General features: G+C 57.2%; 35 protein-coding genes, 1 tRNA gene and 1 pseudogene. 15 read left to right on the top strand and 22 right to left on the bottom strand.

Annotated elements, in window-relative coordinates:
* Window positions 1-61: 61 nt before the first annotated feature.
* The 7 genes from ACF0H7_RS09415 to ACF0H7_RS09445 form a co-directional block, all read right to left on the bottom strand.
* Window positions 62-1,063, bottom strand: coding sequence for a glutathione S-transferase family protein (locus ACF0H7_RS09415; RefSeq protein ID WP_397452489.1), 1,002 nt, complete (start codon window positions 1,061-1,063; stop codon window positions 62-64).
* 88 nt (window positions 1,064-1,151) lie between these two features.
* Window positions 1,152-2,153: a glycosyl transferase family protein gene (locus ACF0H7_RS09420; RefSeq protein ID WP_397452490.1), complete on the bottom strand. Its 1,002-nt coding sequence runs from the start codon at window positions 2,151-2,153 to the stop codon at window positions 1,152-1,154.
* Window positions 2,150-2,485 (bottom strand): TusE/DsrC/DsvC family sulfur relay protein, encoded by a 336-nt coding sequence (locus ACF0H7_RS09425; protein WP_397452491.1) that lies wholly within the window; start codon window positions 2,483-2,485, stop codon window positions 2,150-2,152. The genes ACF0H7_RS09420 and ACF0H7_RS09425 overlap by 4 nt, the downstream gene beginning before the upstream one ends.
* A complete protein-coding gene (gene tusB, locus ACF0H7_RS09430; protein ID WP_397452492.1) occupies window positions 2,482-2,781 on the bottom strand; it encodes a sulfurtransferase complex subunit TusB in 300 nt (99 codons plus the stop codon). Before tusB ends, ACF0H7_RS09425 begins: the two co-directional genes overlap by 4 nt.
* Window positions 2,781-3,143 (bottom strand): sulfurtransferase complex subunit TusC, encoded by a 363-nt coding sequence (gene tusC, locus ACF0H7_RS09435; protein WP_397452493.1) that lies wholly within the window; start codon window positions 3,141-3,143, stop codon window positions 2,781-2,783. The genes tusB and tusC overlap by 1 nt, the downstream gene beginning before the upstream one ends.
* 1 nt (window position 3,144) lies before the next feature.
* On the bottom strand, window positions 3,145-3,537 hold the full coding sequence (tusD, locus tag ACF0H7_RS09440) for a sulfurtransferase complex subunit TusD (protein ID WP_397453866.1): 393 nt from the start codon (window positions 3,535-3,537) through the stop codon (window positions 3,145-3,147).
* A 102-nt stretch (window positions 3,538-3,639) separates the two neighbouring features.
* Window positions 3,640-4,314 (bottom strand): Bax inhibitor-1/YccA family protein, encoded by a 675-nt coding sequence (locus ACF0H7_RS09445; RefSeq protein WP_397452494.1) that lies wholly within the window; start codon window positions 4,312-4,314, stop codon window positions 3,640-3,642.
* Window positions 4,315-4,437: 123 nt separating this feature from the next.
* Here ACF0H7_RS09445 and ACF0H7_RS09450 point away from each other — a divergent pair.
* Window positions 4,438-4,525, top strand: a tRNA-Ser gene (locus tag ACF0H7_RS09450).
* 130 nt (window positions 4,526-4,655) lie between these two features.
* Here ACF0H7_RS09450 and ACF0H7_RS09455 read toward each other — a convergent pair.
* The 14 genes from ACF0H7_RS09455 to ACF0H7_RS09520 form a co-directional block, all read right to left on the bottom strand.
* Window positions 4,656-5,723, bottom strand: coding sequence for a tyrosine-type recombinase/integrase (locus ACF0H7_RS09455; RefSeq protein ID WP_397452495.1), 1,068 nt, complete (start codon window positions 5,721-5,723; stop codon window positions 4,656-4,658).
* 3 nt (window positions 5,724-5,726) lie between these two features.
* Complete coding sequence (locus tag ACF0H7_RS09460; protein WP_397453867.1) at window positions 5,727-5,963, bottom strand: DUF4224 domain-containing protein; 237 nt, start codon at window positions 5,961-5,963, stop codon at window positions 5,727-5,729.
* A gap of 27 nt (window positions 5,964-5,990) precedes the next feature.
* Window positions 5,991-6,908, bottom strand: coding sequence for a DNA cytosine methyltransferase (locus ACF0H7_RS09465; RefSeq protein ID WP_397452496.1), 918 nt, complete (start codon window positions 6,906-6,908; stop codon window positions 5,991-5,993).
* The gene (locus ACF0H7_RS09470; RefSeq protein WP_397452497.1) at window positions 6,905-7,165 is read right to left on the bottom strand and encodes a hypothetical protein; all 261 of its coding nucleotides are present in this window, start codon (window positions 7,163-7,165) and stop codon (window positions 6,905-6,907) included. Before ACF0H7_RS09470 ends, ACF0H7_RS09465 begins: the two co-directional genes overlap by 4 nt.
* Window positions 7,162-7,704: a phosphohydrolase gene (locus ACF0H7_RS09475; protein ID WP_397452498.1), complete on the bottom strand. Its 543-nt coding sequence runs from the start codon at window positions 7,702-7,704 to the stop codon at window positions 7,162-7,164. Before ACF0H7_RS09475 ends, ACF0H7_RS09470 begins: the two co-directional genes overlap by 4 nt.
* Window positions 7,701-8,132, bottom strand: a complete 432-nt coding sequence (locus tag ACF0H7_RS09480; RefSeq protein WP_397452499.1) for a hypothetical protein — start codon at window positions 8,130-8,132, stop codon at window positions 7,701-7,703. Before ACF0H7_RS09480 ends, ACF0H7_RS09475 begins: the two co-directional genes overlap by 4 nt.
* Before the next feature lie 41 nt (window positions 8,133-8,173).
* Window positions 8,174-8,506, bottom strand: a complete 333-nt coding sequence (locus ACF0H7_RS09485) for a pyocin activator PrtN family protein (protein WP_397452500.1) — start codon at window positions 8,504-8,506, stop codon at window positions 8,174-8,176.
* Entirely contained in the window at window positions 8,503-8,877 is a 375-nt protein-coding gene (locus ACF0H7_RS09490) for a hypothetical protein (RefSeq protein ID WP_397452501.1), read from the bottom strand. The genes ACF0H7_RS09485 and ACF0H7_RS09490 overlap by 4 nt, the downstream gene beginning before the upstream one ends.
* Window positions 8,858-8,992: a hypothetical protein gene (locus ACF0H7_RS09495; protein WP_397452502.1), complete on the bottom strand. Its 135-nt coding sequence runs from the start codon at window positions 8,990-8,992 to the stop codon at window positions 8,858-8,860. Before ACF0H7_RS09495 ends, ACF0H7_RS09490 begins: the two co-directional genes overlap by 20 nt.
* A 25-nt stretch (window positions 8,993-9,017) precedes the next feature.
* Window positions 9,018-9,302 (bottom strand): DNA-binding protein, encoded by a 285-nt coding sequence (locus ACF0H7_RS09500; protein ID WP_397452503.1) that lies wholly within the window; start codon window positions 9,300-9,302, stop codon window positions 9,018-9,020.
* Window positions 9,303-9,313: 11 nt separating this feature from the next.
* Window positions 9,314-9,907, bottom strand: coding sequence for a hypothetical protein (locus ACF0H7_RS09505; RefSeq protein ID WP_397452504.1), 594 nt, complete (start codon window positions 9,905-9,907; stop codon window positions 9,314-9,316).
* Window positions 9,904-10,083, bottom strand: a complete 180-nt coding sequence (locus tag ACF0H7_RS09510; RefSeq protein ID WP_397452505.1) for a hypothetical protein — start codon at window positions 10,081-10,083, stop codon at window positions 9,904-9,906. The genes ACF0H7_RS09505 and ACF0H7_RS09510 overlap by 4 nt, the downstream gene beginning before the upstream one ends.
* A 271-nt stretch (window positions 10,084-10,354) precedes the next feature.
* Complete coding sequence (locus ACF0H7_RS09515; protein WP_397452506.1) at window positions 10,355-11,356, bottom strand: DUF4365 domain-containing protein; 1,002 nt, start codon at window positions 11,354-11,356, stop codon at window positions 10,355-10,357.
* Entirely contained in the window at window positions 11,311-11,958 is a 648-nt protein-coding gene (locus ACF0H7_RS09520) for a LexA family protein (protein ID WP_397452507.1), read from the bottom strand. The genes ACF0H7_RS09515 and ACF0H7_RS09520 overlap by 46 nt, the downstream gene beginning before the upstream one ends.
* 98 nt (window positions 11,959-12,056) lie before the next feature.
* Between ACF0H7_RS09520 and ACF0H7_RS09525 the strand changes: the two genes are divergently transcribed.
* From ACF0H7_RS09525 to ACF0H7_RS09550, 6 genes and pseudogenes are all read left to right on the top strand, one after another.
* Window positions 12,057-12,290, top strand: coding sequence for a hypothetical protein (locus tag ACF0H7_RS09525; RefSeq protein ID WP_397452508.1), 234 nt, complete (start codon window positions 12,057-12,059; stop codon window positions 12,288-12,290).
* Window positions 12,291-12,620: 330 nt separating this feature from the next.
* Window positions 12,621-13,139, top strand: coding sequence for a phage regulatory CII family protein (locus tag ACF0H7_RS09530; RefSeq protein WP_397452509.1), 519 nt, complete (start codon window positions 12,621-12,623; stop codon window positions 13,137-13,139).
* A gap of 106 nt (window positions 13,140-13,245) precedes the next feature.
* The gene (locus tag ACF0H7_RS09535; protein ID WP_397452510.1) at window positions 13,246-13,470 is read left to right on the top strand and encodes an ATP-binding protein; all 225 of its coding nucleotides are present in this window, start codon (window positions 13,246-13,248) and stop codon (window positions 13,468-13,470) included.
* A 63-nt stretch (window positions 13,471-13,533) separates the two neighbouring features.
* The gene (locus tag ACF0H7_RS09540; RefSeq protein WP_397452511.1) at window positions 13,534-13,752 is read left to right on the top strand and encodes a TraR/DksA family transcriptional regulator; all 219 of its coding nucleotides are present in this window, start codon (window positions 13,534-13,536) and stop codon (window positions 13,750-13,752) included.
* A pseudogene (locus tag ACF0H7_RS09545) lies at window positions 13,742-15,962 on the top strand (VapE domain-containing protein). Before ACF0H7_RS09540 ends, ACF0H7_RS09545 begins: the two are co-directional and overlap by 11 nt.
* The gene (locus ACF0H7_RS09550) at window positions 15,955-16,314 is read left to right on the top strand and encodes a hypothetical protein (RefSeq protein WP_397452512.1); all 360 of its coding nucleotides are present in this window, start codon (window positions 15,955-15,957) and stop codon (window positions 16,312-16,314) included. Before ACF0H7_RS09545 ends, ACF0H7_RS09550 begins: the two are co-directional and overlap by 8 nt.
* 678 nt (window positions 16,315-16,992) lie before the next feature.
* Here ACF0H7_RS09550 and ACF0H7_RS09555 read toward each other — a convergent pair.
* Window positions 16,993-17,259 (bottom strand): DUF1883 domain-containing protein, encoded by a 267-nt coding sequence (locus ACF0H7_RS09555; RefSeq protein ID WP_397452513.1) that lies wholly within the window; start codon window positions 17,257-17,259, stop codon window positions 16,993-16,995.
* A gap of 100 nt (window positions 17,260-17,359) precedes the next feature.
* Here ACF0H7_RS09555 and ACF0H7_RS09560 point away from each other — a divergent pair, with 100 nt between their 5' ends.
* The 8 genes from ACF0H7_RS09560 to ACF0H7_RS09595 all read left to right on the top strand — a co-directional run bounded on the left by ACF0H7_RS09560 (window position 17,360) and on the right by ACF0H7_RS09595 (window position 24,371).
* Window positions 17,360-17,737, top strand: a complete 378-nt coding sequence (locus ACF0H7_RS09560) for a phage holin family protein (RefSeq protein ID WP_397452514.1) — start codon at window positions 17,360-17,362, stop codon at window positions 17,735-17,737.
* 46 nt (window positions 17,738-17,783) lie between these two features.
* Entirely contained in the window at window positions 17,784-18,245 is a 462-nt protein-coding gene (locus tag ACF0H7_RS09565; RefSeq protein WP_397452515.1) for a DUF1737 domain-containing protein, read from the top strand.
* A gap of 139 nt (window positions 18,246-18,384) precedes the next feature.
* On the top strand, window positions 18,385-18,993 hold the full coding sequence (locus tag ACF0H7_RS09570; protein ID WP_397452516.1) for a terminase small subunit: 609 nt from the start codon (window positions 18,385-18,387) through the stop codon (window positions 18,991-18,993).
* A complete protein-coding gene (locus ACF0H7_RS09575) occupies window positions 18,986-21,010 on the top strand; it encodes a phage terminase large subunit family protein (RefSeq protein WP_397452517.1) in 2,025 nt (674 codons plus the stop codon). Before ACF0H7_RS09570 ends, ACF0H7_RS09575 begins: the two co-directional genes overlap by 8 nt.
* Window positions 21,011-21,200: 190 nt before the next feature.
* Entirely contained in the window at window positions 21,201-21,407 is a 207-nt protein-coding gene (locus ACF0H7_RS09580) for a phage head-tail joining protein (RefSeq protein WP_397452518.1), read from the top strand.
* Complete coding sequence (locus ACF0H7_RS09585; RefSeq protein ID WP_397452519.1) at window positions 21,407-22,885, top strand: phage portal protein; 1,479 nt, start codon at window positions 21,407-21,409, stop codon at window positions 22,883-22,885. The genes ACF0H7_RS09580 and ACF0H7_RS09585 overlap by 1 nt, the downstream gene beginning before the upstream one ends.
* Window positions 22,882-24,027, top strand: coding sequence for a head maturation protease, ClpP-related (locus tag ACF0H7_RS09590; RefSeq protein ID WP_397452520.1), 1,146 nt, complete (start codon window positions 22,882-22,884; stop codon window positions 24,025-24,027). The genes ACF0H7_RS09585 and ACF0H7_RS09590 overlap by 4 nt, the downstream gene beginning before the upstream one ends.
* A complete protein-coding gene (locus tag ACF0H7_RS09595) occupies window positions 24,024-24,371 on the top strand; it encodes a head decoration protein (protein WP_397452521.1) in 348 nt (115 codons plus the stop codon). Before ACF0H7_RS09590 ends, ACF0H7_RS09595 begins: the two co-directional genes overlap by 4 nt.
* The last annotated feature ends 55 nt before the right edge of the window (window positions 24,372-24,426 follow it).

The raw sequence follows: 24,426 nt of genomic DNA on the forward strand, positions 1-24,426 counted from the left end.
ATGCCAATCACAGCCTTCGGCAACTCCTACAGTAGATCTGGGCTGACGCAAGATCGCTGCATCAAGCCCCAACCCAGATACCGCGACCGCTCAAACGCTCGCGATCATGACCCGCCTCCAGCTTCAGATCCGGCCCCTTAGGCACAACACCCGTCGGGTTGATGGTACGGTGACTTGCGTAGTAATGGCTCTTGATGTGGGTAATATCCACCGTCTCGGCAACACCTTCCCACTGATACAACTCACGCAACCAGTTGCTCAGGTGCGGGTAATCGGCAATCCGCCGCAGGTTGCACTTGAAGTGGCCGTAATACACCGCATCGAAACGCACGATGGTAGTAAACAGGCGGATATCGGCCTCGGTCAGGTACTCGCCGGTCAGGTAGCGATTCTTGCCCAGCAATGCTTCCAGTGAGTCCAGTTCGGCGAACAGACCATCGAACGCTTCTTCGTAAGCTGCTTGCGAGGTGGCAAAGCCCGCGCGGTACACGCCGTTATTCACGGCCGGATAGATACGATCGTTGAGTTCATTGATCGCCGGGCGCAACGCCTCTGGATACAGATTCAGCTCATTGCCGGTCAGACCGTCGAACGCCGAGTTGAACATGCGGATGATTTCCGACGATTCATTGCTGACGATGCGTTGTTGCTGTTTGTCCCACAACAGCGGCACGGTAACCCGGCCGGTGTAGGTCGCATCATCGGCGGTGTAACGCTGGTGAATGAAGTCGAAGTCGTCCAGCGCATCGCCGGTGGAGCCAGTAGCCTTGTCGAAGGTCCAGCCGTTTTCCAGCATCAGCCAACTGACTACGGACACATCGATCAGGCTTTCCAAACCTTTCAGCTTACGCAGGATCAGCGTGCGGTGAGCCCACGGGCAGGCGAGAGACACGTACAAGTGGTAACGACCGGCCTTGGCCGCGAAGCCGCCTTCGCCGCTCGGGCCAGGCTTGCCATCGGCAGTGACCCAGTTGCGGCGCTGCGCGTTTTCGCGCTGGAACGCGCCTTCTTTGCTGCTCTGATACCACTGGTCGTGCCAGCGTCCGTCGATCAAAAGGCCCATCTCTGTCTCCTGCACTGTTTGGCGTTGGAGGCAGTTTTAATTAGAAAGGTTCGAACGAATAGCGCAAAGCGTGGGCAGGTATGATCGATTAAATTGATTTATCCCGCGCATCCCAATACTGCCGAGCCAAGGCGAAGGCTTCATCTCGCGGGCTTCCGAGGCCGCGCAAAGCCAGGGCAATGGTGGAAATCAGCGCCAATTGTGGATAACTGTCTTCGATTTCGCCGCGCCACAGGGCCGTCATCTGATTCGGGTCGAGGGTGGAGGGTTTGACGTGACGTCGTTCCGCCAATGCCGGCCATTCTTCGTCCCAGCTTTGCCCGCCGGTGGTGCCGTACAAATGGCTAATGGTGTCCGGGTTGATTTCGACTTCGCCGCCGTCACCCTTGATCACAATCGCGTTGTCGCCCAACAGGCCGCTGGCCTCGCGGTGCATACCTTGATAACCAGGGTGGAAAATGCTTTGCAAGCCAACGCGGGCGCCCAGCGGGTTCAGTGCTCGGGCCAGCGAATGAATTGGCGAACGCAGGCCGAGGGTATTGCGCAGGTCGATCATCCGCTGCAACTGCGGGGCCCAATCGCCCAACGGGATGAACGCCAGATTGTGTTGTTCCAGCGCGGCACCGACGGACTCCCAGTTGCGGCACAACGGGATGCCCAGCAGACCCAGCAGTTGCTCAGTGTAGAGACGCCCGGCCGTGTGTGCGCCGCCGCCATGCATCAGGACTCGCACGCCGTTTTGTGCCAGGCATTTGGCGGCCAACAGGTACCACGGCAGATGGCGTTTCTTGCCGGCGTAGGTCGGCCAGTCGACATCGACCTGTAGCGCAGGCGTTTTCAGGCGTTCGCGCACCGCCTCGGTGAACCCGGCCAACTCTTCGGCGCTTTCTTCCTTGTGCCGCAATAGCATCAGAAAGGCACCGAGCTGGGTGTCCTCAACCTTTTCGTCGAGCAACATGCCCATGGCCTCGCGGGCTTCTTCGCGGGTCAAGTCGCGCGCGCCGCGCTTGCCTTTGCCGAGAATGCGCACGAACTGCGCGAACGGGTGCTCGGCCGGGGTTTCAGTGATCAGTGGGGCGAAATCGGTCATATGCAATTCGTCGGTTTGGGCAGACCCGCCAGTTTGGCGGCGAGTTTGGCGGGAGTGCCATTGAACAGGCGATTGAGGTGCATGCTGTTGCCTTTTTCCGGGCCCAGCTTCAACGCCGTGTACTTGATCAGCGGGCGAGTCGCCGGTGATAACTGGAATTCGGCATAAAAGGCTCGCAGCAACTCGAGGATTTCCCAGTGTTCCGGGCTCAGGGCGATATCTTCCTGCACCGCGAGGGCCGCAGCGACTTCCGTCGACCAATCGTTGAGGTCTTCGAGGAAGCCGTCTTTATCCAACGCGATGCTGCGCTCGGCAATCGTCAGCTGTTTCATAGCCAGGTGTTGACCTTGTCATAGCGGATCGACAGCTCGACGAAGCTCGGGTAATCGACGCTTTGCGCCCAGTCCGGCAGAGGCAGATCACGGGCCAGCAGGTCTTCTTCCAGAACGAACAGCGTGAGCGAGGCTTTCTTCGCTTCCAGCGCGTGCATCGGCGCAGAGCCACGGCGCAACGCATACACCGCGTCGCCAGACAGCAATACTGCGTCAGCCGCGCCGAGTACCCGCAGGCAACTGGTCAGGCGGGTGTCGGCGAAAGGAGAGTGAGACAACACATGCAGAGTCGACATCAGAGCGTAATCACTTGGTCGTAGCGGTCGATAATCAGAGAAATGTCTGACCCGTTCAGCAGTTGCAGCGTATCTATATTCAAACCGCTAGCGGCGATTCCGCGCTCTACCAGGCTTTCGCCGCAGACATACAGGTCATCGATACCAAACAGCGACAATGCCTGCAGGTTGGCGGTCAGGTCTTTCTGTTGGACGTGCGCGGCTTTCTGTTCGGGTAGCAGCTGTAGCACGCCGTCATCCATAAACAGTAAGCCGATCGGCAAATCAAAGGCGCCGCCAGCCAGCACGATATCCAGCGCTTCCCGCGCACTCGGCCCGGCCCACGGCGCCTGGCGGCTGATAATCAACAAGGATTTGGACATCTCACGGCCCTCCGAAGCAGATCAGGCGGTCGGCATCTTGCACCGCGTCATGCAACTGACCCAGCCCCGACAACTCCCACGGTGCCAGCAGATTTACCGCTGAACGTCCGTAGCGCGAGGCTTCCTCTTCATTCAGCACGCCGCGACGCAGTGCGGCAGCAATACACACCACGCCATCGAGCTGATGCTCACTGACAAACTCACGCCACTGTCGCGCGATGTCTTGCTCGTCCTGAGGCGTGACGATATTGCCCGACGCGCTGTGTACACCGTCCTGATAAAAGAACAACCGGACAATCTCATGGCCACCGGCCAGCGCTGCCTGGGCAAACAACAGGGCGCGACGGGAAGAGGGCGCATGGGCCGCGGAGAAAAGAGCAAGGGCGAACTTCATGGTCGGCTCGGTCAATGAATCTGCCGTCATGATAAAGACTTTGCCGGCAGCAGACAGCAAAAAGCCCGCTAAGCGGGCTTTTTGTTGAAGCTCAAGCACCGATCAATCGCGGCTGCTGCCCATGATGCCGAAGATCTGCAACAGGCTGATGAACAGGTTGTAGATCGACACATACAGGCTGATGGTCGCCATGATGTAGTTACGTTCGCCGCCCTGGATGATGGCGCTGGTCTGGAACAGGATGCAAACAGAAGAGAACAGCACAAAACCTGCGCTGATCGCCAGTTGCAGCCCGCTGATCTGGAAGAACATGCTGGCCAGCGTTGCACCCAGCAGAACAAAGAAGCCGGCAGTGATGAAACCACCGAGGAAGCTCATGTCCTTGCGAGTGATCAACACGTAAGCAGACAGGCCACCGAAGACCAATGCGGTCATCGCGAACGCCGAACTCACCACCTCAGCGCCGCCCTGCATACCCAGGTAACGGTTGAGGATCGGGCCCAGCAGGTAACCCATGAAACCGGTCAGGGCGAAGGTCGAAACCAGACCCCACGCGGAATCGCGCAATTTATTGGTGAGGAAGAAAAGGCCATAGAAGCCGATCAGCACCACGAACACGTTCGGGTAACGAACATGGTTTTGCTGAGCGATGAACGCCATCACGCCACTGAACGCGAGGGTGAGAGCGAGGAGACCGTACGTATTGCGCAGGACGCGGCTAATCTCTAGCTGCTCGGCCTGCACGCCGTTATTCACTGCGTAATCCTGTTCGCGCATGGCGCAACTCCTGGTGGTTTGAAATGTTCAGACGCAAAGATCATAACAGAGGCTCTGCCACTTGCTATGAAGAGAGTTTGACAGTGTGTTTCATTCGGGTATTATGGCGCCCGCAACGCAATAGGAGGTGTGGCCGAGTGGTTTAAGGCAGCAGTCTTGAAAACTGCCGACTGTAACAGGTCCATGAGTTCGAATCCCATCGCCTCCGCCATATTTGTAACGTCAAGGCCCTGATTATTCAGGGCTTTTTCGTTTCTGGAGTTTGGGCAGCGTTGGCTCGAAATCTCGCATCGTTTCCGCATCAATCAGATCGTTTCCGCATCTCAGCGGGGAAATGGCCTTCAACGGGTAGGTTCAACAATTTCTCCAACACGCCTGTAAACGGTCTCAGTAATGCGCTTATCGGTGTGTCCAAGCAGTCGGCTGGCGTGTCCGAGGTCCAAAATCTCACTCGCCGCCTTAGGTCTGATGTCGCGGAACTGAAACTGTTTAATGCCGGCGGCTAATATCGAATCCTGCTCTTTGATGGCCTGGGCTGCCGCTGCCTTGCGCGCGTCATCGAAACGAAGTCTCAGCATTGCCCTGGTCACGTTGCGCCCGTCCTCCGTGATAATCAGGTACGGATTGCGCACGGCACGCGCCTTTCGTTGTTCAAGCAGTCTTTCGATCAGCAAGCCCAGCCCGTTATTGGCATCATCGCCCAGCAAACGGATTCTGAGCTTCTTCGAGGTTTTCCCCTGCGAAACCTGCAAGTGATCGTCGATGATGTCGGATGCTCGCATCGACAACACATCAGCAGGGCGCTGCCCTGTGAGATAGGCCAGGTCCATTGCGTCACGTAGCTCTAATGGCGCCTTCTTGTAGACGGCGTCCCATATTTCAGGGCTGGCGTAAAAGTCGCGTGGCCGCTCCTTGTTTTTACGGACTCCAGATACTGGATTTTCGATGTTGGTGATGCCCCATTCCCTAGCCATGTTGTAGATGTGCGATAACAGCGATATTTCCCTGTTGGCGCGAACCTTGGCAGTTCGGGCGTCCCGGTACTGGGCAATTGCCTGCGGAGTAATGGCGTCGATAGGGGCATCACCGAAGGCTGCTCGTAGCTGCTTCAAGGCCAACAGATTCTCGCGCTGAGTACTCGATTTCTTGGCTGGTATGACATCACGCTCATAACGATCGAAGACCTGGCCGAGAAGTTTCACGATCAGCGGCACAGCCTTGCGGTCCAGCTTTGCCCATTCCACTTTCGCTATATCTAAATCAGTCCCGAGCGGGATCTCCCGTCGTTTGCCTGATTCATCTTTTCCGTCGTAGTAATACCCGACCCATAACTTTCCGCTTTTCATCGTTCTGACGCGCCTGAGCATTCTTGGCGGCAGGTCGCGGTTAGCTGACTTTTTAATGCGCACTCGTTAGCCCACCCGCGATAAATCCAGTGTCCATGGCTCTGACACTGCGCTTGTTGGGGAGGGTTTTACGCCCGCAAGTTTGAGGCGTGCATAAACGCGCCCGACAACCGGACGTCTTGCGCCAGTGAGAACGTGTTGCCAGCCGTTATTTTGAAGCCATCCAATTTGCCGAGAGGGAGTCTGATAACCAGTGATAGTGGCCATCTCATCTTCAGTAAGGGTCTCGCTTTGGAAATCCATGCTTTCGCTCATGCAGCCTCCTGGCCATCATTGTTCAAGTAGTAATTTGAATGTTGCTGCTGCCACTCGCGGAACCTGTCCGTTCCCAAGGGCTTTAATTCGGTCCACCCGATGGGCCACCCCATGAGCCACTCGACCCATTCCGGGTTCAGTTGGCCACCGTCCGAAGCCATGACGGCATGATCCAGGCGGTCGTTGGACCGGTCGGCGCCGGACTTGCGTTTCAGCGCTGCCGGGGACGAGCCCTTCGCCATGCTGGCTACCGGTGTCGGCCATGTTCTGGCTGCCACTGCCTCGATCAGCGTTCCGCCTTCGCGGCTTTTCCGTGGGGTGATCCGTCCACCCTTGCTGGCCAGCGATGCTGTCGGCGTCGGCCATTGCTTGGCGGTACTCGACAGGCCCCAGCCGGCGTTCTTGCTCGCACCAGGTTGGTTGTGATTCCCGTGGACCGTTGGTGTTGGCCACAATCCAGATGCGGTCGCGCTGGTGGGGCGCGCCGAGGTCTGCTGCTCCCACAACACCCCAGCGAGCGTCATACCCCATTTCGGCAAGATCACCGAGGACCACGGCAAGTCCTCTTCCCACAAGCAGCGGTGAGTTTTCCACCCAGACGAATTCAGGTCGTACCTCGCCGACGATTCGTGCCATTTCCCCCCACAGCCCCGATCGAGCGCCAGCGATGCCAGCACCATGCCCGGCCGCTGAGATGTCCTGGCAAGGGAATCCACCCGAAACCACGTCAACAAGGCCTCGCCATGGCTTGCCGTCAAAACTGCGCACGTCAGACCAAATTGGGAAAGACGGGAGCAATCCATCGTTTTGTCGTTGCGCCAGAATTTGTGCTGCGTAGGCATCACGCTCAACGGCGCAGACGGTGCGCCATCCCAGGAGAACGCCGCCGAGTATTCCACCACCAGCGCCTGCGAAAAGAGCCAGCTCATTCACGCGGCCTCCTTGAGCTGAATCTGCTTATACCCCAAGGCAGGCTGCGCGAGCGGGCGTTCCCAAGCGTTCAGCGTTACCTCGGACTTGGCTGCCCCGCGCAGCTTTTCGTGGGGTACAAACACCATCTCAGTGCCGCGCAGAGGGAAAGTAATGCCTGCTGCTTCGCAGCAGAGACTCTCTGTTTCTTGCGCAGCGCCCCTACCTGCAGCGCGGAGCAAAGCGGCCCCAGCCCTGGGTTTAATCTGATCGATAGTCATGCCGCTTTCCTCCGGTGGTCGATACCGAGCTGGTCCATCAATCGCTGAAAGTAGGTCGTGCGGGCTTCAACAGGCCCCCAAGGGCGAATGCGCTCGGCCATAGGCTCAATGTCGACCAGGCAATCCCAAATAGCCGGATCGGAGGGCATTAGGTCGCGGCGTTCGGTGGCGAGTGCGATGAGGTCGGCTTTCTCAACACACGCGGGGAGCTCAAGGTCGAGCTGGAAGCGTTTGCAAACGGCTTTCCAGACCCTGTACTCGACGCTACGGTATTCGGGCAAACAAGCTTTGAGCGGACGCGCCATGTCGCCGACGTAGGCTTCGGTCGCGTCGTGGAGTAGGGCCGCCAGCTTGTGCTCTTCCGGTACCAGGTCGGCGACGATGCAACTGTGCTGGGCCACGCTGTAGAACTCGCTCGTATGTCCGTAGAACCGGCACAGGTGCGCCAGTGCGTGGGCGATGTCCCGAGGGTCGATCAGCTCGGCGTTGGGCGAGCGCAGATTGAAGTGCTTGTTGAAGCGAGTAAGGATCACGCTCATGCGGCACGCTCCTGGGCGATGGGCGCCAGACGTGCGGCGATGGCTAGTGCGTTGTCTCTGAGCTTGAGTGTTTCCCGCGCCTCTTTTTGCGCAGTGGGGAAAGCGCGGAACGTCTCACTGGCGAGCTTCAGTTTGTCGGCGATGGCGAGCAGGTTGTGACGGTCCTCGTCACCGGTGATCTGGCAGGCTTTGAGGGTTTTGCATTGCTGGTCCAGTTGGAGGTTTTCAGCGCGAATGAGCCGAAGAGACGACTCAAGCATTCTGAACACTTTCGGTTCATTGGCACGTTCGATACGTTGCCCCTCTTCGACGCCTTCAGCATGGCCCTGGGTATGGCCATCGGTTTTGCCGAATCTATAGCCGAGCCAGTACAGCGCGGCAGCGGAAAGTGAAAGGGCTATAAGTGCGTAGATCTGTAGGTTGGTCATGGTGCGCTCCTTGCGACGGTATGCGTGGCTGATAGCAGCCGTTACGGTTTTTCGGTCTGTTCGGATGATTCGTTTTGCAGCCTCGCCAGCTCCTCGTCCGCCCGGTATGCGCGGATGTCGATCAGCGCGGCGACATGCCGAATGTGGGCGAACTTCGGTGCCTTGCGGCTGTTATCCAGTGTGGTGACAGGCAGCTCAATGCGGCCGCTGTTGATCTCGGCGGCGAACGAGTGCTCGTTGAGGTTGCGGAAGTACTGCACGCGCAGCTTGTCCAGGGGGATGAGCACGTCGCCGAAGGTGCGGTAGAGCAACTCCACGGTGATTGCATCCGGGGCAGGCTGCAGGCGTAGCGAGCTTTGACTGATGTCTTTCATGCGGAGCACTCGGCCTTCGGTTTGTGCTCGTGCAGATCCTTGAGTGCTTCCTCTGCCGTTTTTCCATATCCAAAGAACCAGGTTTTATCTGAGCCCGTCATTGAAAGGGATAGCGATTGGATTCTGTGCACGCCGAGGCCGCGCATATCGAGTGAAACGCTGAAGTTCGACATGTTCAGCTCGCTCGTCAGGAGCTCAGCAATGGCAGCTAACTTGAGCTGTTCCTTAAAGGGCTCATCCTGGCTTGTCGCCTCTAGATTGGCCGCCTCTCTGACGAGGGCCAGCGCTTCGACGACATGCTCCTGGGTGCGCTCATCTTCGGGAGTGCGCAGCAGGCGGATGAGTAGGCGATCAATTGTTTCGTTGTTCATGGTGTTTCCTCCTTGATGGATGGCTCCAGGCGTTCAGGCAGTGGCGTTTGGTCAGCTCGCGCAGATGCTCCGGCACTTCGAGGAGTGCGGCGTTGCGCTCTTCGCGTGTCTTCATGGCGACGATCTGGCGGGCGTATTCCCTAGGCCACGCCACGGACATCTGCCTGAATGGGGGGTAGCTCAAGGCCCAACTGCTCCGCGAGCCACTGAATGCCGGCCAGCTTCACTCTCGTGGACTGGCTGTATTGCATGCCCAACTTCGCGTGATACCAGTGGCCATCTTTGATGCACAGGTACGCACGGTCCCTAGTGGGGAAGGCGGGTAGGTTGCGTTCGTTGAGCAAGCCCTTTGCGCGCATGAGTTGCATAAGCGCGGGGCGAGTCATGCCGAAGAAGTCGGCGGTTTGGGCTAGATCGCGTTCCATCGCGTACCTCCTTAAGCGGCCTGCGCTGCGGGAGTCGCAGCGTCAGCCAGGTGGTTAATGGACTCGACGAGACGCGGATAGACCTCGACCGGCTGGCCATACACGGTGAAGCATTTGGTACGCGGTCGACGCTCACCAATGCTCATGATGGTGGTGATGCCTGTCCGGGATTGAGTGCGGTGAATGGCAACGTGGATCGGTTGTTCGAACCCCATTTCCAGGCTGAGCAATCCGCCTTTGCGCACCAGCTCGAGCAGCCGTTGCTCTTGTTCGCTGGTCATTCGGGACTGAGGTCCGCGCGGTGCGTCGGGTGGCAGAGTTTCTGCTGCAGTGCCGGCATCGATTTGGCCGTTGGCAATCTCTTCGATGAACGCCGCTAGCCTCCACGGTGTGTTCTTTTTGCCCTGGGGCAGGGTGATCGAATGCCGCTGATTACCCATTTCGACGGTGAACACCGTGTTTGGGGTATTGCGCTCAACAATCAGTCGAAACGACAGAGGACGACGGTTCTGCCCGCATTCGTAGGCGTGGTTGAAGGTGCCGCCCAGGTTGGCTTGAGCGGCGAGCAACTGTCGGCAACGGTCGTCGAGCTTGAGCATGATCATGCTGCGCGCCCTCCGTCGTTGGGGTCGAAGGGGGCAGGTGTGTAGCGACGTGCAACGAGTTTGGGTTTGCCGTGATGGACGATGACCGTGCAGCCGGTGGTGGTTTGCAGCTGCTCGATCAGTTGGCGGTTGCTTGCGCACGTCGGGTGGACGTGCAGGGTTGCAGTGGTGTGCATGGATTGCCTCGCTCTGTGATGGAAGAGTGAGGTGATAATTAACCTTGAGGGTATTCATGTCAACCATAAATTAACCGTATAGGTTAATTTATGGTTTGACCCTGCCTTTGAAAAAATTGCGTTGACATTCTGATCGTAATACGCAAAATAGCCGCGCGCTCCTCAGCTCTCGCGCGCGATCGTACTAACGCGTCTCTCTGTACGGTGTTCTTAGCGGAAAGGCATTTATGCTTCTTTTGCGGAATAGGTTAGTGAAGAGGGGGGATGCGCACTATTTTTCCGTTTTTTTTCTGAATATGCTTTCTAGCTTTAGATCATGACGGACTGTTTGTCTGATCAATGCCCTGTCTTTCCAATCATTTTTAAACTCCAGTCGCTCGTCTAATCGTACATAAACTGCGCATGTTTTTTTATCGCTAAATCTAACATCTCGATAAATGGCGAGTACTTTTTGGGTTACGATGACTCGTCCATTCTGTTCAATTTTATTGACTGATAAAGTTTGAATTTGATGAGGGGTGGCTGATAGAAGCAGTTTTATATACGGTAAAGCGGTCAGGCTATCTTGAATATGGGACTGAGGGCGAGTGACCCTAGTTAAATGTCTCCAGGAGTAATTAGATATTCTTACATGCCCGAGGCAACTGTTAACTACACCCTTCACTTTAGCAAACCGAGGTTTTGACCATTCGCGAATGTCAGCAGTTGACATTAGTGAGTGGGTATCAATTTTCTGGATATTGGTAGGGCCTGTTTTGTGGATATTCAACAGACGTTCTATTTCCGGCCGAGATGCAGGGGTCAGAAGATGATTTTCGGAGACAGAAAGGGTTTCAAGGGGAGTTTTTTTTGTAATGAGCTTCCAGTATAGCTTTAATACTGGATCTAATCTGACCCAAATTAAGAGGACTGGCTGATTCGAAGCTCGCCACTTATCGAGATGCGCGCTTTTAATACCTTGAAGTCTGAACCTATTTTTAGAAGGTGTCCATGTTCCAAAGCTGGGCCCTGTTTTAACTTGTACGGCAACTTGGGTGAAGCTGTTTTCTGGAAAGCTTGATTTGAATTTCAATTGTAAGTCTAGCGCGCCAATACCTTCTCCGCGCATGGTCTCTTTAGTGACTTCGCCATTGAATATCATAGTCAAATAATTTGATACGACACTTTCTCCGATGCTGCCTTGGTCGACGTCATAATTATTCAAGTTCTTCTCGCATTTTTGATAATTTACAAATCTGATATTTTCCATCTCGCCCGACCACAGATATTCCATTCTTCGGTCATTCGAATGATTCGTTCTGGCCAGTCGGGATTGAGTGCGTATAAATACTGCTCGTTACCTTCTTGTTTTAATTGCTTGAGTGTCGCGGCTTGATCATTTGACCGTTTGACTGCGACGAAATGGCCTGGGAGTGCGTCAAGCGACGGGTCAATCACGATCTTGTCACCTTCCATAAACTTGGGCTCCATACTAACGCCTTCGACCCGTAGAATGAATGCTCGAGGGCCGACTGGGCCAGGGGCATCAATCCACTCCTTAGTATCCTTCGGGTCAAAGCCGTCTTCCGTTTCGCACCATGCCCCTGCAGCAATCGACCCCATCACCGGCAACTTTCGTCCCGTGTGAGCAAGCGCCGTAGCACCATTGTGCTCACCAAGCCCAAATGGCATGTCTAGATAGCCACTGTGTAGCTCCAGAGCTTTTTCAATCTCGCGCGCGATCTGATCACCAATACCTTTCGTTGGGTTCTTCCCCCCGAAAGCGCTCACCTGCGCCGGTGCTTTGCCGAGGCGATCAGCGATATCGGTCAGGCGGAGCTTCTTCTCGGCCAAAACGCGACGGAAATTCTGTAGGCGGGTATCTGAAATTTTCATGGACCGATTCTGTCTGGATTAACCTTTTAGGTGAATGTCCATGTGGGTATTGCAATAGTTAACCTTAACGGTTAATTTGTGCGTCGGAGGTACAAGACATGAAGCTACGCGATTACATCGACACACTGGATTCAAAAGGGCTCACGGCCTATGCCGGCCGGTGCGGTATTGCTCTGAGTTATCTACGACTGCACGTCAAGTACGCAAGCAAGGACCCCAGTGTTTCTTTGCTCAGATCCCTCACTCGTGAGAGCGAAGGGCGTGTCTCGCTCGGCGAGGTGCTTGAGCATTTTGGGATCACTGAATCGGCTCCTGTTAGCAAGGCGGCGTAGCAAGAAAAAAGGCGACCCCAAGGTCGCCCAGTCCCTCCCGGCACACATCACCACAATGTTGTCGGGTCGCGGTTAAGTCAGGCGAGCACACCACATGCAACCGTCGAACTTTACCGCGCTTTCAAGGCACGGATGCCTTGGGTAGCTGCCCCTCCCACCACAGTGAGGACAGCTGTTGCGCCAGAGGTGAACAACGGAGTGTTCGCCTCGGCACGGTGCCGGTTTCGATCTTGCGGATCTAGACCGGCGTTTGGGCCCATTCAAGCCACGCGGCGGAATGTATCACCACTCTGTATCGCGCGGCACTGGCAACATTTAAGGATTAATGCCATGAGCCGGATTGCTCTGAGTAATGCCGATCGAGCAACGAAGGAAATTCTTACGCTCGAATTGGCGATGTACCACGCAGCACGAGATTACCCCGGCGGCGCTGCTGCCATAGCGGCCACAACCGGTCGGAACGCCACGACGCTCCAACACAAGCTTTCTCCTACACATCCGTCACATCTCGTAAATATTCAAGAGTTCGCCGAGATCCTGGAGCTGACTAAAGACCGTCGGATTCTGGATGCGGTTCATGCGTTGGTCGGTGACACGATCTGGCAGGAACTGGCCGAGGCCTATACCGATGAAATGCCAGCAACGCTGACCACGGGCATTGCACTGTTCTTCCATAAGGTCGCGGATTTGTCCGATACCTGGGGCAAGCACATTGGCGACGGGAAGGTGAGTGACGGGGAGTTGGCCGAGATACGGCTGCAGGTGTTTCGGGGGATTCAGGCGTTGTTGGCGATGTACAACCGCGCCTCTTACGTCAATCAAACAACACGGGGGGCTGACCGTGAATAAGCCAGCCGGCGCGCCCCAATTGTTCACGGCGATACGGGAAGTGTGTGCTGCGCATATCTCCTTGAAACATCTTCGCGTCTCCTTTTTTCATACGAGGTAAAACAAAATGCAGGCATTGATCATTACTGGTCCACAGGGTTCGGGCAAAACGACACTCGCCGAGCAGATGTGCAAATTCTTCGAAAAAACCCAGATCGTAGACGACTGGAACGGGTCGGATCCCTTGCCGGACGGGGCTTTGGCTCTGACGCATGGCGTAGTCCATTTTCCCGGCTCCGCACAGATAATGAACCTGGACGAGGCCAAGCGATTGATGGTCAGCGACGCGTAACGTTCGGGCGACGGACCATCGCGCGGACTTCAGGAACTCGTTCGCGGACTCAGGAGGTGCAACATGTCTGACATCGCCGACTTCGCGAATGACCTGGTGCAAGAGCGCATCGATCAAGCGCTCGCCGCTCGCAAGATCGCTCCGGTTCGCCACTCATTTTTATACTGCGACGGCTGCAATGTTCCGATCCCATCGGAGCGTCGATTGGCTGTTCAAGGATGCACCCACTGCGTTGCTTGCCAGCGGATTGAGGAAGCAAGGGATGCTCGTCATGCTCGATGAAGTTCTTAATCAATTCGCCGACTACGGACTGGAGCCTGGTAGCGCTTTGGTCTACGGCAAACTCACTCGTTGTAAAACTACTCAAGACAAAGGCAAGGAGAAAAACGGCTGGTACGTCGCGCATGAGTACCTGACCGCTAAAGGCGAAACCCTGATCTTTGGCAGCTTCGGTGATTGGCGTTCCGGCGAGTCCCAGAAGATCAAGGTCAAGCCCGGGCGCATGACAGCGGAAGAGCGCGACGTGATGCGTGTCCGTCAGGAGGAGGCCAAGCGTCGAGCCGCTGAGGTCGCGGCCAATGCGTCTCGCCGTGCTGCGAATCGCGCGGCGGCGATATTCAAGCGCATGCCGGAAAAAGGACGTAGCACCTATCTGGACAGAAAGCAGATTGTCGGCTTTGGCGTTCGATATGCTCCGCGTTCCGGTGCGTTGTTGGTGCCCATGTGCAACGTTAGGGACCAGATTGTCGGCCTACAGGTAATCTTCCCTGAGAAGCAGGAAGCTACAGGCCGAGACAAATCGTATTGGCCCTACGGCATGTCGAAGGAGGGCGCTTTTCACTTGATCGGCCCGCACCCGGAACCGGGTGAGCCAGTGCTGGTGTGTGAGGGCTACGCGACCGGCGCTAGCCTGCATATGGCGACCTCGTCGACGGTGGCCATTGCCTTTGATGCGGGAAATCTGCGCGAGGTGGCCAAGGTCATGCGCGAGCGCTTCCCTGGTCGGCCTTTGATTGTCTGTCGGGATGACGACTGGAAGACCAAGCGGCCGAACGGCGAGCCTTGGAACCCAGGTGAAGAGAAGGGCAGTAACGCTGGCGTTGATCGTTGGCGGCCAGGTAGTAGGTCCGATCTTTTCCGGTGAGCGTCACGACAAGTGGACGGACTTCAATGACCTGCATTGCGCAGAGGGATTGGAGGCTGTTCGGCGGCAGGTGCTGGCGGTGATCAAACCCCCAGCTGCAGGCGGTTGGAAGGACCGATTGGCTCGGACCGAAAACGGCGCGCTGATTGCGCACATGTCGAACGTCGAGCTGATTCTGGGTAACGATGTGCGCTGGGCTGGGGTCATCAATTTCAGTTCGTTCAGCTCCAAGATCGTAAAGCTGAGGGCGGCGCCGTTTGGCGGCGAAACAGGGGACTGGACTGATATCGATGACACGCGCGTGATGAAGTGGCTAGCACAGGAATACAACCTGCGGGTGAAACCATCCAGCGTGATTGAGGCAGTCAGTGTGGTTGCCCATGACCATGCGTTTCACCCAGTGCGCGAGTACCTGCATAAGCTTGAATGGGATCGTGTACCCCGGCTTGAGCGTTGGCTAACTGAAGTGATGGGGGTTGCGGCCAGTGACTACTCATCGAAGGTGGGCAAACGCTGGATGATCTCAGCAGTGGCCCGAGTCATGCGGCCAGGCTGTAAGGCTGACGCGGTGATGATTCTTGAGGGCGGGCAGGGTGAAGGGAAGTCGACCGCGCTGGATATTCTTGGCGGCGCATGGTTCATGGATACACCTTTTGTGCTCGGCGACAAAGACGGCTTTCAAGCGATCCGAGGGAAGTGGATCATCGAGCTGGGTGAACTGGACAGCTTCAACAAGGCCGAGTCCACCAAGGCGAAGCAGTTCTTCTCCGCCTCCACCGACACCTACCGCGAGAGCTACGGCCGCAGAAGTAATGACGTGCCACGCCAGTGTGTGTTCGTGGGTACCACCAACCAAGAGGAATACCTAAAGGACGCCACGGGCAACCGACGCTATTGGCCAGTGTCGTGCACGATGGTTGACCTGGACCGCTTGCGCGAGATCCGCGATCAACTCTGGGCTGAGGCGATGTTCTGTTATCAAGCCGGCGACATCTGGTGGGTCAAGCGCGAGGAGGCCCCGATGTTCACCGAGGCGCAGGACGAACGCTTTGTGGTGGACGAATGGGAAGGGCCAATTCTGGTCTGGCTGGAGGAGTCTCAGATCGGTGAAACGACCACGGGCAGCGAAGTCCTGGGTGGTGCGCTGAAGCTGGATTTCGGTCACTGGGGCAAGCCCGAGCAGATGCGCGTCGGCGCTATCATGCACCGGCTTGGTTGGCGACGTGTGCGACTGGCAGCGTTGCCCAAGAGTGGCAAGCGGCCGTGGGCATACAAGAAGCCAAAGGGCTGGGGCGGCGCCTCCGCACTGACTCGAGTTGAGTTCGAAGAGCCGTGCTTCGATGATTAGGCGAATCGATGAAAAGCTAAAGCTGTGGGCTGAAGACCTGCACAGTAACCGCCAGGGTTCGGAGTTGGGCGGCGGCAACATGATTGCCATGTTGATGGAGTGCAAAGGCGAGCTGATACGGGGAACGCGAGGGAGTCGGGTGTTGTTGGACGAGTCGGCGGACATAGAGCTGATCGTCAATAAGCACCTGGCACCCGAGTTGTCGGTGGTCGTTCGGGAGCACTACTGCAACCCGGATAGTTTCCTGTCGCAGAAGTACACCCACTGCGGATGTAGCCGCGACACCTACTACCAGCGGTTGCATGAGGCTCATCTGTGCATCGCAGGGTTGCTTATGCCCAAGGCTGCTTGATGCTTGGGATCGCCACATCTGCGGCTCAGGACTCGGTCCGCCTTGACTCACTGCGTTTTCATGCAGTGGGTCAGGCGCGGGCCGCGTCATTCGTGGCCTGTCCTACCGTCCCGGCGTTAACCCGACATCACCCGCATGAGCGTAGCGCGACCACATACGCGCGCATCGCGCGCCAGCGTGTTTTTAAATACTCCCTATCACCCGTAAAAGAGAATAAAAGGTAGGACAGTAAGGCAGAGCCTTGTATTTAGGCGCCTTGCGCCGTCTTACCTTGAAAATGAGGGTGAGGCAGCAATTGGAAGCGCCTGAGGCGCGGTAGCCGGGGAGGTGTATTCACCGACATTGCCTAGGCGTTCACCCTGCGTTGACCACATATTCACCGGGTGGCAGTCCCACGGGGTTGCTGCCACCGGAATCCACCTGTAAAAAGTAGTCATCTTCGATAGGTGCGACCGCAGAGAGCGGCAGGCACCACATACTGAACCCGGCCATTGAGTCGGGTTTTTGCGTTTATGGGGCAGGGTTATGATGGAAGTTCAGATAAGGAACGATAACGGGGAGTTGGTCTGGGCAAGAAATGCCATAGGCGGTTTCACTTCAACCGCTTATGGCAAAGACCTAACCCTGACAAGGATCAAAGCAGCTCTAGAGCTGGCTCTGGTGCAATGCCATGGCGAGCTAGCTGTTTCTAATGATGTTAATGGAGTACTTCATATTGGCGCTGCCACCACCTAAATCGATGGTTATGTTCCATTCACCAGTATGTGGAACCGCAACACGTGCCGGCAGCATTTTGAAGAAACCACCAAAGTATTTGTGCGCGCCACCTCGTTTGAACGCTGAAAAATTTGTGTCAGTTGTCAGGCGCACATTGCATTGATGTGAGCACTCGACAACAACGATGTCACCTTCTGAGAGATGTTCACGCGAGTGTATGAAGTTCATTTGGCCTCCTAGCCTTTCTAGTTTTTACGACTTGACGTCACCGGCGTTGAATCCTTTTGCCGATGCCCTCGCGATTAGTCTAACCCGTGGATCTGAATAAATGACAAATGAACAGCAAGCATTAGTAGATATGCCGATTTGGATGGTGGTCATCCTGTCCATGGTCGGCGGCGTAACCGGCGAGATGTGGCGAGCCGACAAGGACGGCATGCGTGGCTGGACGTTGGTCAGGCGGTTAGCGCTGCGTTCCGGCGCATGTGTGGTCTGCGGATTGTCTACGATGATGCTCTTGGTCGCTGCAGGGGCGTCGGTCTGGACTGCGGGCGGCATCGGCTGCCTTACAGCGATGGCGGGTGCCGACGTGGCCATCGGGCTTTATGAGCGTTGGGCAGCCAAGCGGTTGGGAGTTTGTGAGCGTTGGGCAGCCAAGCGGTTGGGAGTTTGTGAGCGTCGAGCAAACAACGAGTCTGGCCAGTGAATACATGCAATAGCAAGCCCCCCGCTTTCACTTTGAGGACAAGCAAATGGCCTACACCGAATACAACGCCGTTGTCGCCGATGACGCCGCGTCCCTGGTCTTGAAACTGACCGCTCGCATTGCGGAGGGTTGGCAACCTTTCGGCAGCCCTGTCTCCATCACCGAGGGCTTTCAGGTCCTGCAGGCGGTAGTGAAAGGATCTGCGGACGGGGGCGGTGGCGCACCAGGCGATATCACTGCTGGCGACATCACGGACGCGAGCACCGTCGGCAAGACGATGCTGACCTGCGCCGACGAGGCAGCGGCCCGAGCAGCCATCGGCGCGGGCACGTCCAGCTTCTCGGGCAGCTTCGATGACCTGAGCGAGAAGCCGACGATCCCCACAGCGATTGCGGCGGGGGATGCTGCCAAGTTAGAGGCTGGGTCGGATACCGTGCAGCGATCCTGGTCGGCGAAGATGATCAGCGACGAGATCAAGCGTCAGGTCGCGGCCACCGTCACGAAATGAGCCGGGGACCCTGCGGGACTTCCTAGGGTACGGGGCAGGAAACCCGCGAGAAAGTGAAACTGGCTGGGCTGGAAACTTGGTTAACAGTTGGTTAACGGTTAACTAGTTGTTTTCATTGAGTTAACCGGTAATTATGAATATGGAATTCTTGAGTAAGTCGGCCTTTGCCGCTGCCCGAAACTGGTCAAAACCCTATGTTTCAAAGCTCGCTAAACAGGGACGACTGGTCCTTAACGAAGCCGGGCTGGTTGATGTTGTCGCGTCAGACTTGCTGATCGCGCAGACCAGTGACCCGAGCAAAATGACAGATGCCGTGCGTCAGACAATTCCTCCTGAACCACGGCCTCTCTCCGGTCGTGTTGACAGCCCATCACACGGAGCGGCGCGTTTACAGGCTGCGCCGTCTGGCTTGCCTCCTATACCATTGCAGGCCCCCGACTTCCAAAAGGCTCGCGCTCGGCGTGAACACTTCACGGCCATGACGGTTGAGGCGGACTTCTACAAAAACCAAGGCACGCTGGTTGAGTTATCTGCAGTCGATACGGCGGCCTACAACGCAGGGCGATTGATCAGAGACCTGCTGCTCGGAGTGCCAACTCAGATAGCTCCAGAGCTGGCCGCGATGACAGATCCATGGCGTGTTGAAAAGCACCTGCTAGCAGCTATTCGCAGGGCCTTGGAAGATGCTGAGCGCATATCCACAGCGGACTTGAAACATGCGCTCTCCTCGGGAGAACACCATGCATAGCGAACAAGTCGATGGAGCACATGCCTATCGCCAAGGCTATTTTCGAGGGCTGCGCCCGGAACCTGAGCTGTGGGTCGACGAGTGGGCAGACAAGTACATGCGCATCCCTCAGGATTCTGGAGCCGCTGAACCGGGACCCTATCGAACCAGTCGCACCCCTTACGCCCGCGAGCCCATGCGCTGCCTTTCACCGTCACACCCATGCAAGCGTGTGGTGACAATGGTGGCCTCTCAGTTGATGAAAACCCAAGTGGCGCTTAACTGGATTGGTGGTTGCATCCACATGGCACCCGCTAATTTTCTGCTGCTGGAACCCACGCAAAAACTGGCCCAAAGCGTGGCAGGGCGGGTCGATCAAGCGGTCGAGGCGGTTCCTGAGTTGCGCCAACGAGTCGTTGTTCCGCGATCCAAGAAAGGAAAGAACACTTGGGAGAACAAGCAGTTTGAGGGCGGGAGGCTGTTCATAGCCACTGCCGGTTCATCTTCCAACCTGGCGGAAAAGTCAGTGCGGTACGTTTATGGCGACGAGATTGATCGCTGGGAGATGGACCTCGATAACGAAGGTGATCCGGTCAAGCTTGCCGAAGCCCGGGCGTCAACATTTGGCCGGAATGCGAAGTTCTACTTTTCAAGTTCACCGACGCTCAAGGGCGCTTCACGTATTGATGATCTGTACAAGATCAGCGACCAACGACACTACTACGTGCCATGTCCTCACTGCGGTCACCCGCAGGTACTTGAATGGGAAAACCTCAAATGGGATGAGGCCTACAAGTGGGTTCAGTACCTGTGCAACGGCCCTGATTGCGGTGCGCTGATTGAGGAGCATGAGAAAGGCAACATGCTGTCGAAGGGAGAATGGCGGGCTCATGCCGAGGGTGACGGTGAAACGGTTGGCTTCCACTTGAACGCGCTGTATGCACCTTTGGGGTGGACCAGTTGGTTGTCACTCGCGAAGGACTTTGACGAAGCTCTGATCAAGCAGAAACAGGGCGATCAGGCCACGATGCAGGTGTTTTACAACACCAAGCTTGCACTGGTCTGGGACAACGCCATGGAGCAGACCAAAGCTGAAGTGCTGCAAGCCCGTGCTTGCTCTGAAAACTACGTGCTGGGGACAGTGCCTGTCGGTGCGTTGATGCTGACCGCCGCAGTTGACGTGCAGGGCAACCGGCTTGAGTTCATCGTGATCGGTTGGGGTGCAGGGCTTGAGCGTTGGGTCGTGGATCACCAGGTCATCATGGGCGACCCCTCTGACTCGCGCACCTGGGACGTGCTGGACGACAAGCTGAAAGCTCGATACCGGCATGTATGCGGAGTGGGGCTCGCCATTTTAGCCACCGCGGTCGACTCGGGCGGTCACCACACGCATGAGGTTTACCAGTTCTGCCGCGTACGACGTTGGCGCAATGTGTTTGCGGTGAAAGGCGAAAGCCAACCGGGGAAAAACATCATTGCGCAACGTCCATCGCGGGTAGATGTGAACTGGCGAGGGAACATCGAAAAGAACGGCGCCGAGCTTTGGATGATCGGCACTGATACCGCTAAGGACTGGATCTACAACCGTTACCCGCTGGAGTCCGGTCCAGGGTCGCTGCACTTCGCTAAAGATCTTCCCGATGACTTTTTCGCCCAATGTGTAGCTGAGCGTAAAGTAGCTCGTTACGTGAAAGGCAAGCGTCGGGTTGAATGGACCAAAGGGAAGGCCGAGCGAAATGAAGCGCTCGACCTGATGGTGTATGCGTTGGCAATGGCGGAATACCTTGGCCTTGGTCGTTACAACGAGAGCGACTGGGACAAGGTTCGACAATCGCTCATGCAGCACCACCTGTTTGAAGATAAGACCTTGCCTCCCGAGCCTGTTGACGAACCTTCGGATGCAGCGTTTGAGCCATTGACCGCTGAGCCCGTTCAGGTACTGCCCAAAGTTATCGCTGCTCCCCGTTCTCCCAAGCAGCCCGCCACACCGATCCCGTCTCGGCGCATCAGTAGTAGCGGCTACCTGAAACGTCGATGAGTCAGGAAATCGCGGGCTGGGTGCGGGTGCATCTACTGGCGCGTACGGCTGCCAAAAGTCCCGGTAGAGGAACCGGCTGAAGCGCTGACACACGTTTTTACGGTGGTAGTTTCCGGCAAGAGTCTAGAAACCAGAATTTCGTCTGACGGTTTTTATATGACACCGCCAGGCATCCTCAAGAGCATGCCCTATGTCCTTTACCCCAAAGCACCTCGACGCAATTGAGGCGGCTATCGCTCGCGGTGAGAAAACCGTGCGCTATGCCGACCGAACGGTTGAATACCGCACCGTGGACGAGCTGCTGAAGGCTCGCGACCAGATCCGTACGGCGCTGGCGAACTCTGCCGGACCACGTTCACGCGTGGTTCGGCTTTCCCATGGAGGCAAGGGACTCTGATGGCACGATATCCGACGCTTACGCGGAATGGGTTTGTGCTGCCGTCGAACATCAGAGCCAGTTACGAAGGTGCTGGCGAAGGCCGTCGATCGGCCAGTTGGGATGCGCCGGATGACGGCGTGAACAGCCTGATTATGCCAGCGCTTCGTAATCTGCGGTCGCGTTCGCGGGCGGCGGTGCGCAACGATCCCTATGCCTTTAACACCATCGACAAACGTGTCAGTAACCTGATTGGGACCGGCATCAACCCACGACCCAAGATCAAGGACGATGCCCTACGGCATTTGCTTCAGGAGCTTTGGGACGATTGGGTGGACGAGTCTGACGCTGACGGGCTAACCGATTTTTACGGCCAGCAAGCCTTGATCGCACGCACGGTAGAAACAGCAGGGGAGTGCTTTGTCCGATTCCGGCCGCGCAGCCTGGAAGCGGGCTTCGCGGTGCCCCTGCAGCTCCAGACACTGGCGCCTGAGTTTGTCCCGCACGACAAGTTCGAGACCACCAAGAATGGAAACATCATCCGCGCCGGGATTGAGTTTGACCCTGTAGGACGGCGAGTGGCGTATTGGATGTACCGCTCTCATCCCCGTGATGCATCGGCGTTGAACAGCGGTTACAACCAATTGGTTCGGGTGCCGGCCACCCAGGTGTTGCACATCTTCGAGCCGATCGAGCCGGGCCAGCTTCGCGGTGTTCCGCGCCTAGCTCCGGTGCTCAAGCGGTTGCGCAGTCTCGATAACTACGACGACGCGGTGCTGTTTCGGCAGGAGGTCGCCAACCTGTTTGCGGGCTTCATCACCAAGCCTCCGCTTGAAGCAGGTCAGCAGCCACGCAACCCGGTGACCGGCGAGCCATTGACCACAGACAGAGACGGCTTCACGCCGATGGCCGCATTGGAACCCGGCACGATGCAGGAGCTGGGCGCGGGCGAGGAGGTGGAGTTCTCCAAGCCGCCCGATGCGGGCAACAACTACCCGGACTTCATGCGACAGCAACTGATGGCTGCGGCGGCGGGTTCAGGCACGCCGTACGAAATCCTCACGGGCGACATGCGCGACGTCAACGACCGGGCGCTGCGGGTGGTGCTGAACGAGTTTCGGCGGCGCCTTGAACAGCTTCAGTTTGGTGTTTACGTGCATCAACTGTGTCGCCCGGTGCGCGCTGCCTGGATGGATATGGCGGTTCTCTCGGGCGCGTTGCTGCTGGATGACTACGCGCAACGGCGCCGTGAATACCAGCGGACGCGTTGGGTGCCACAGGGCTGGGCCTATCTGCATCCGGTGCAAGACGTTCAATCGCGAATGATGGAAGTGAATGCAGGGTTCGCCTCGCGAAGCGAGATGGTCCTGCGCACCGGTTACGACGCGGAAACCGTCGACGAAGAAAACGCGGCCGACGCACAGCGCGCCCGTGACAAAGGCCTCAACTACAAAACTCTTGAACTCGTTGAAGCACCTGACGAGAAGGAACAGCCATGAACAAACAATCAACTCCGCGCATCTTTAACCGCGCGGGGAAGCAAGTGCCGGTACAAGACAAACATTGGTACCACCTGCTCGCCAGCGGCGAGAGCGAGCAACGGGTTATCGAAGTGTTCGTTTACGGCGAGATCGGTGCCTGGGGCATTACAGCCAATCAGTTCGTGCGCGACCTTCGCGCGATGGATGACGGCGTGTCGCCGGTGATTGCCGCCGTCAACAGCATCGGCGGTGACCTGTTTGACGGCTTGGCGATCCACAACGCGCTGTCTCGGTTGGGAGAGCGCTGTACCGGCCGGGTCGATGCTTTGGCCGCCAGTGCGGCGAGCGTTGCGGTCTGCGGCGCGCACCGAGTGGTGATCGCGGCCAACGCGATGTTGATGATCCATAACCCTTGGACGTATGCGGCGGGGGATGCTGATGACTTCCGTCAGGTCGCCGCAGTGCTCGACCAAACGCTGGAAGCGATTATCGCCGCGTATAAGTCCAAGGCACCTGATGCCGATGAGGTCGAGCTACGTCGGCTGGTCAACGCGGAAACCTGGCTTACCGCCAATGAGGCCGTCGCGCTGGGGTTGGCCGACGAGGTGGGCGACGGCGTCAAGGTCAAAGCCTGTCTCGGTCAGGGCGGTGCGCTGCAGCGTTATCAGCACGCACCGAAAGCGTTGCTGGAGCAGCTCGACGCAGACCCAGAGCCGTTAGCTCCTGAAGATCCGCTGCCACCTGAGCCCACTGGGAACTCGGCCAAGCTGGCCTTGATGATTACCCAGAGCTGCGCCAAGGCCGGTATCAGCAACCTGATCGAGGCATTGATCGACTCTACCAAGCTATCGGATGAGGCCACGGTTCAGGCGGGACTGACACGGGCCAAGGCGGTGCACGACCTCTGCGTTGCGGCACGGCTGCCTGAGTTGACTGCGGAGTACGTCAAAGCTGGGTTGGACACTGCGGGTGTACGAGGACGGCTATTCGACAAGCTGGTTGGCAGTGGCAAGGGCTTCGAGATCGACAACAGCCTGCCGCTGGCAGATGACCCGCAGCCCAAGGTGCTGGCCAAACAGCCAGACCCGCCTGGTATCTATGCCGCTCGCAAGGTAGCGCAGGCCGGGCAATCACAATCATTGAAAGGTGTTCGACCATGACCGTCATCAAAAAAGAGCCCATGCACGCTGGGGAGTTTCTCTTGTCCGAGGGCCCCGGAAACATTTCACGAGAAACGATCAACGTCGCTGCAGGCGATGCCCTGAGCCCAGGGCAACTGCTGGGTCTGGTTGCCGCAACGGGCGAATTCGCGCCGTACAACCCGACTGCCGAGGACGGTACCGAGGATGCCAAAGCGATTCTTTTCGGGCCGCTGGGGCAATCGGACATCGTGCGCCGTGGCCGGGCTGTTGTGCGGCTGGCAGAAGTCAGCGAAGCCTGCCTGACGGGTTTGGACCCCGACGCCGAAAAGGCCTTGGCGGCGCACTTCGTCATCGTTCGCTAAGACCCACATCCTCGTTAATCCACCCCGCCATGAGCGGGGTTTTTCATTTTTGGAG

This window comes from Pseudomonas sp. NA-150, assembly GCF_044336365.1.
In the GTDB taxonomy this organism is placed as follows: domain Bacteria; phylum Pseudomonadota; class Gammaproteobacteria; order Pseudomonadales; family Pseudomonadaceae; genus Aquipseudomonas.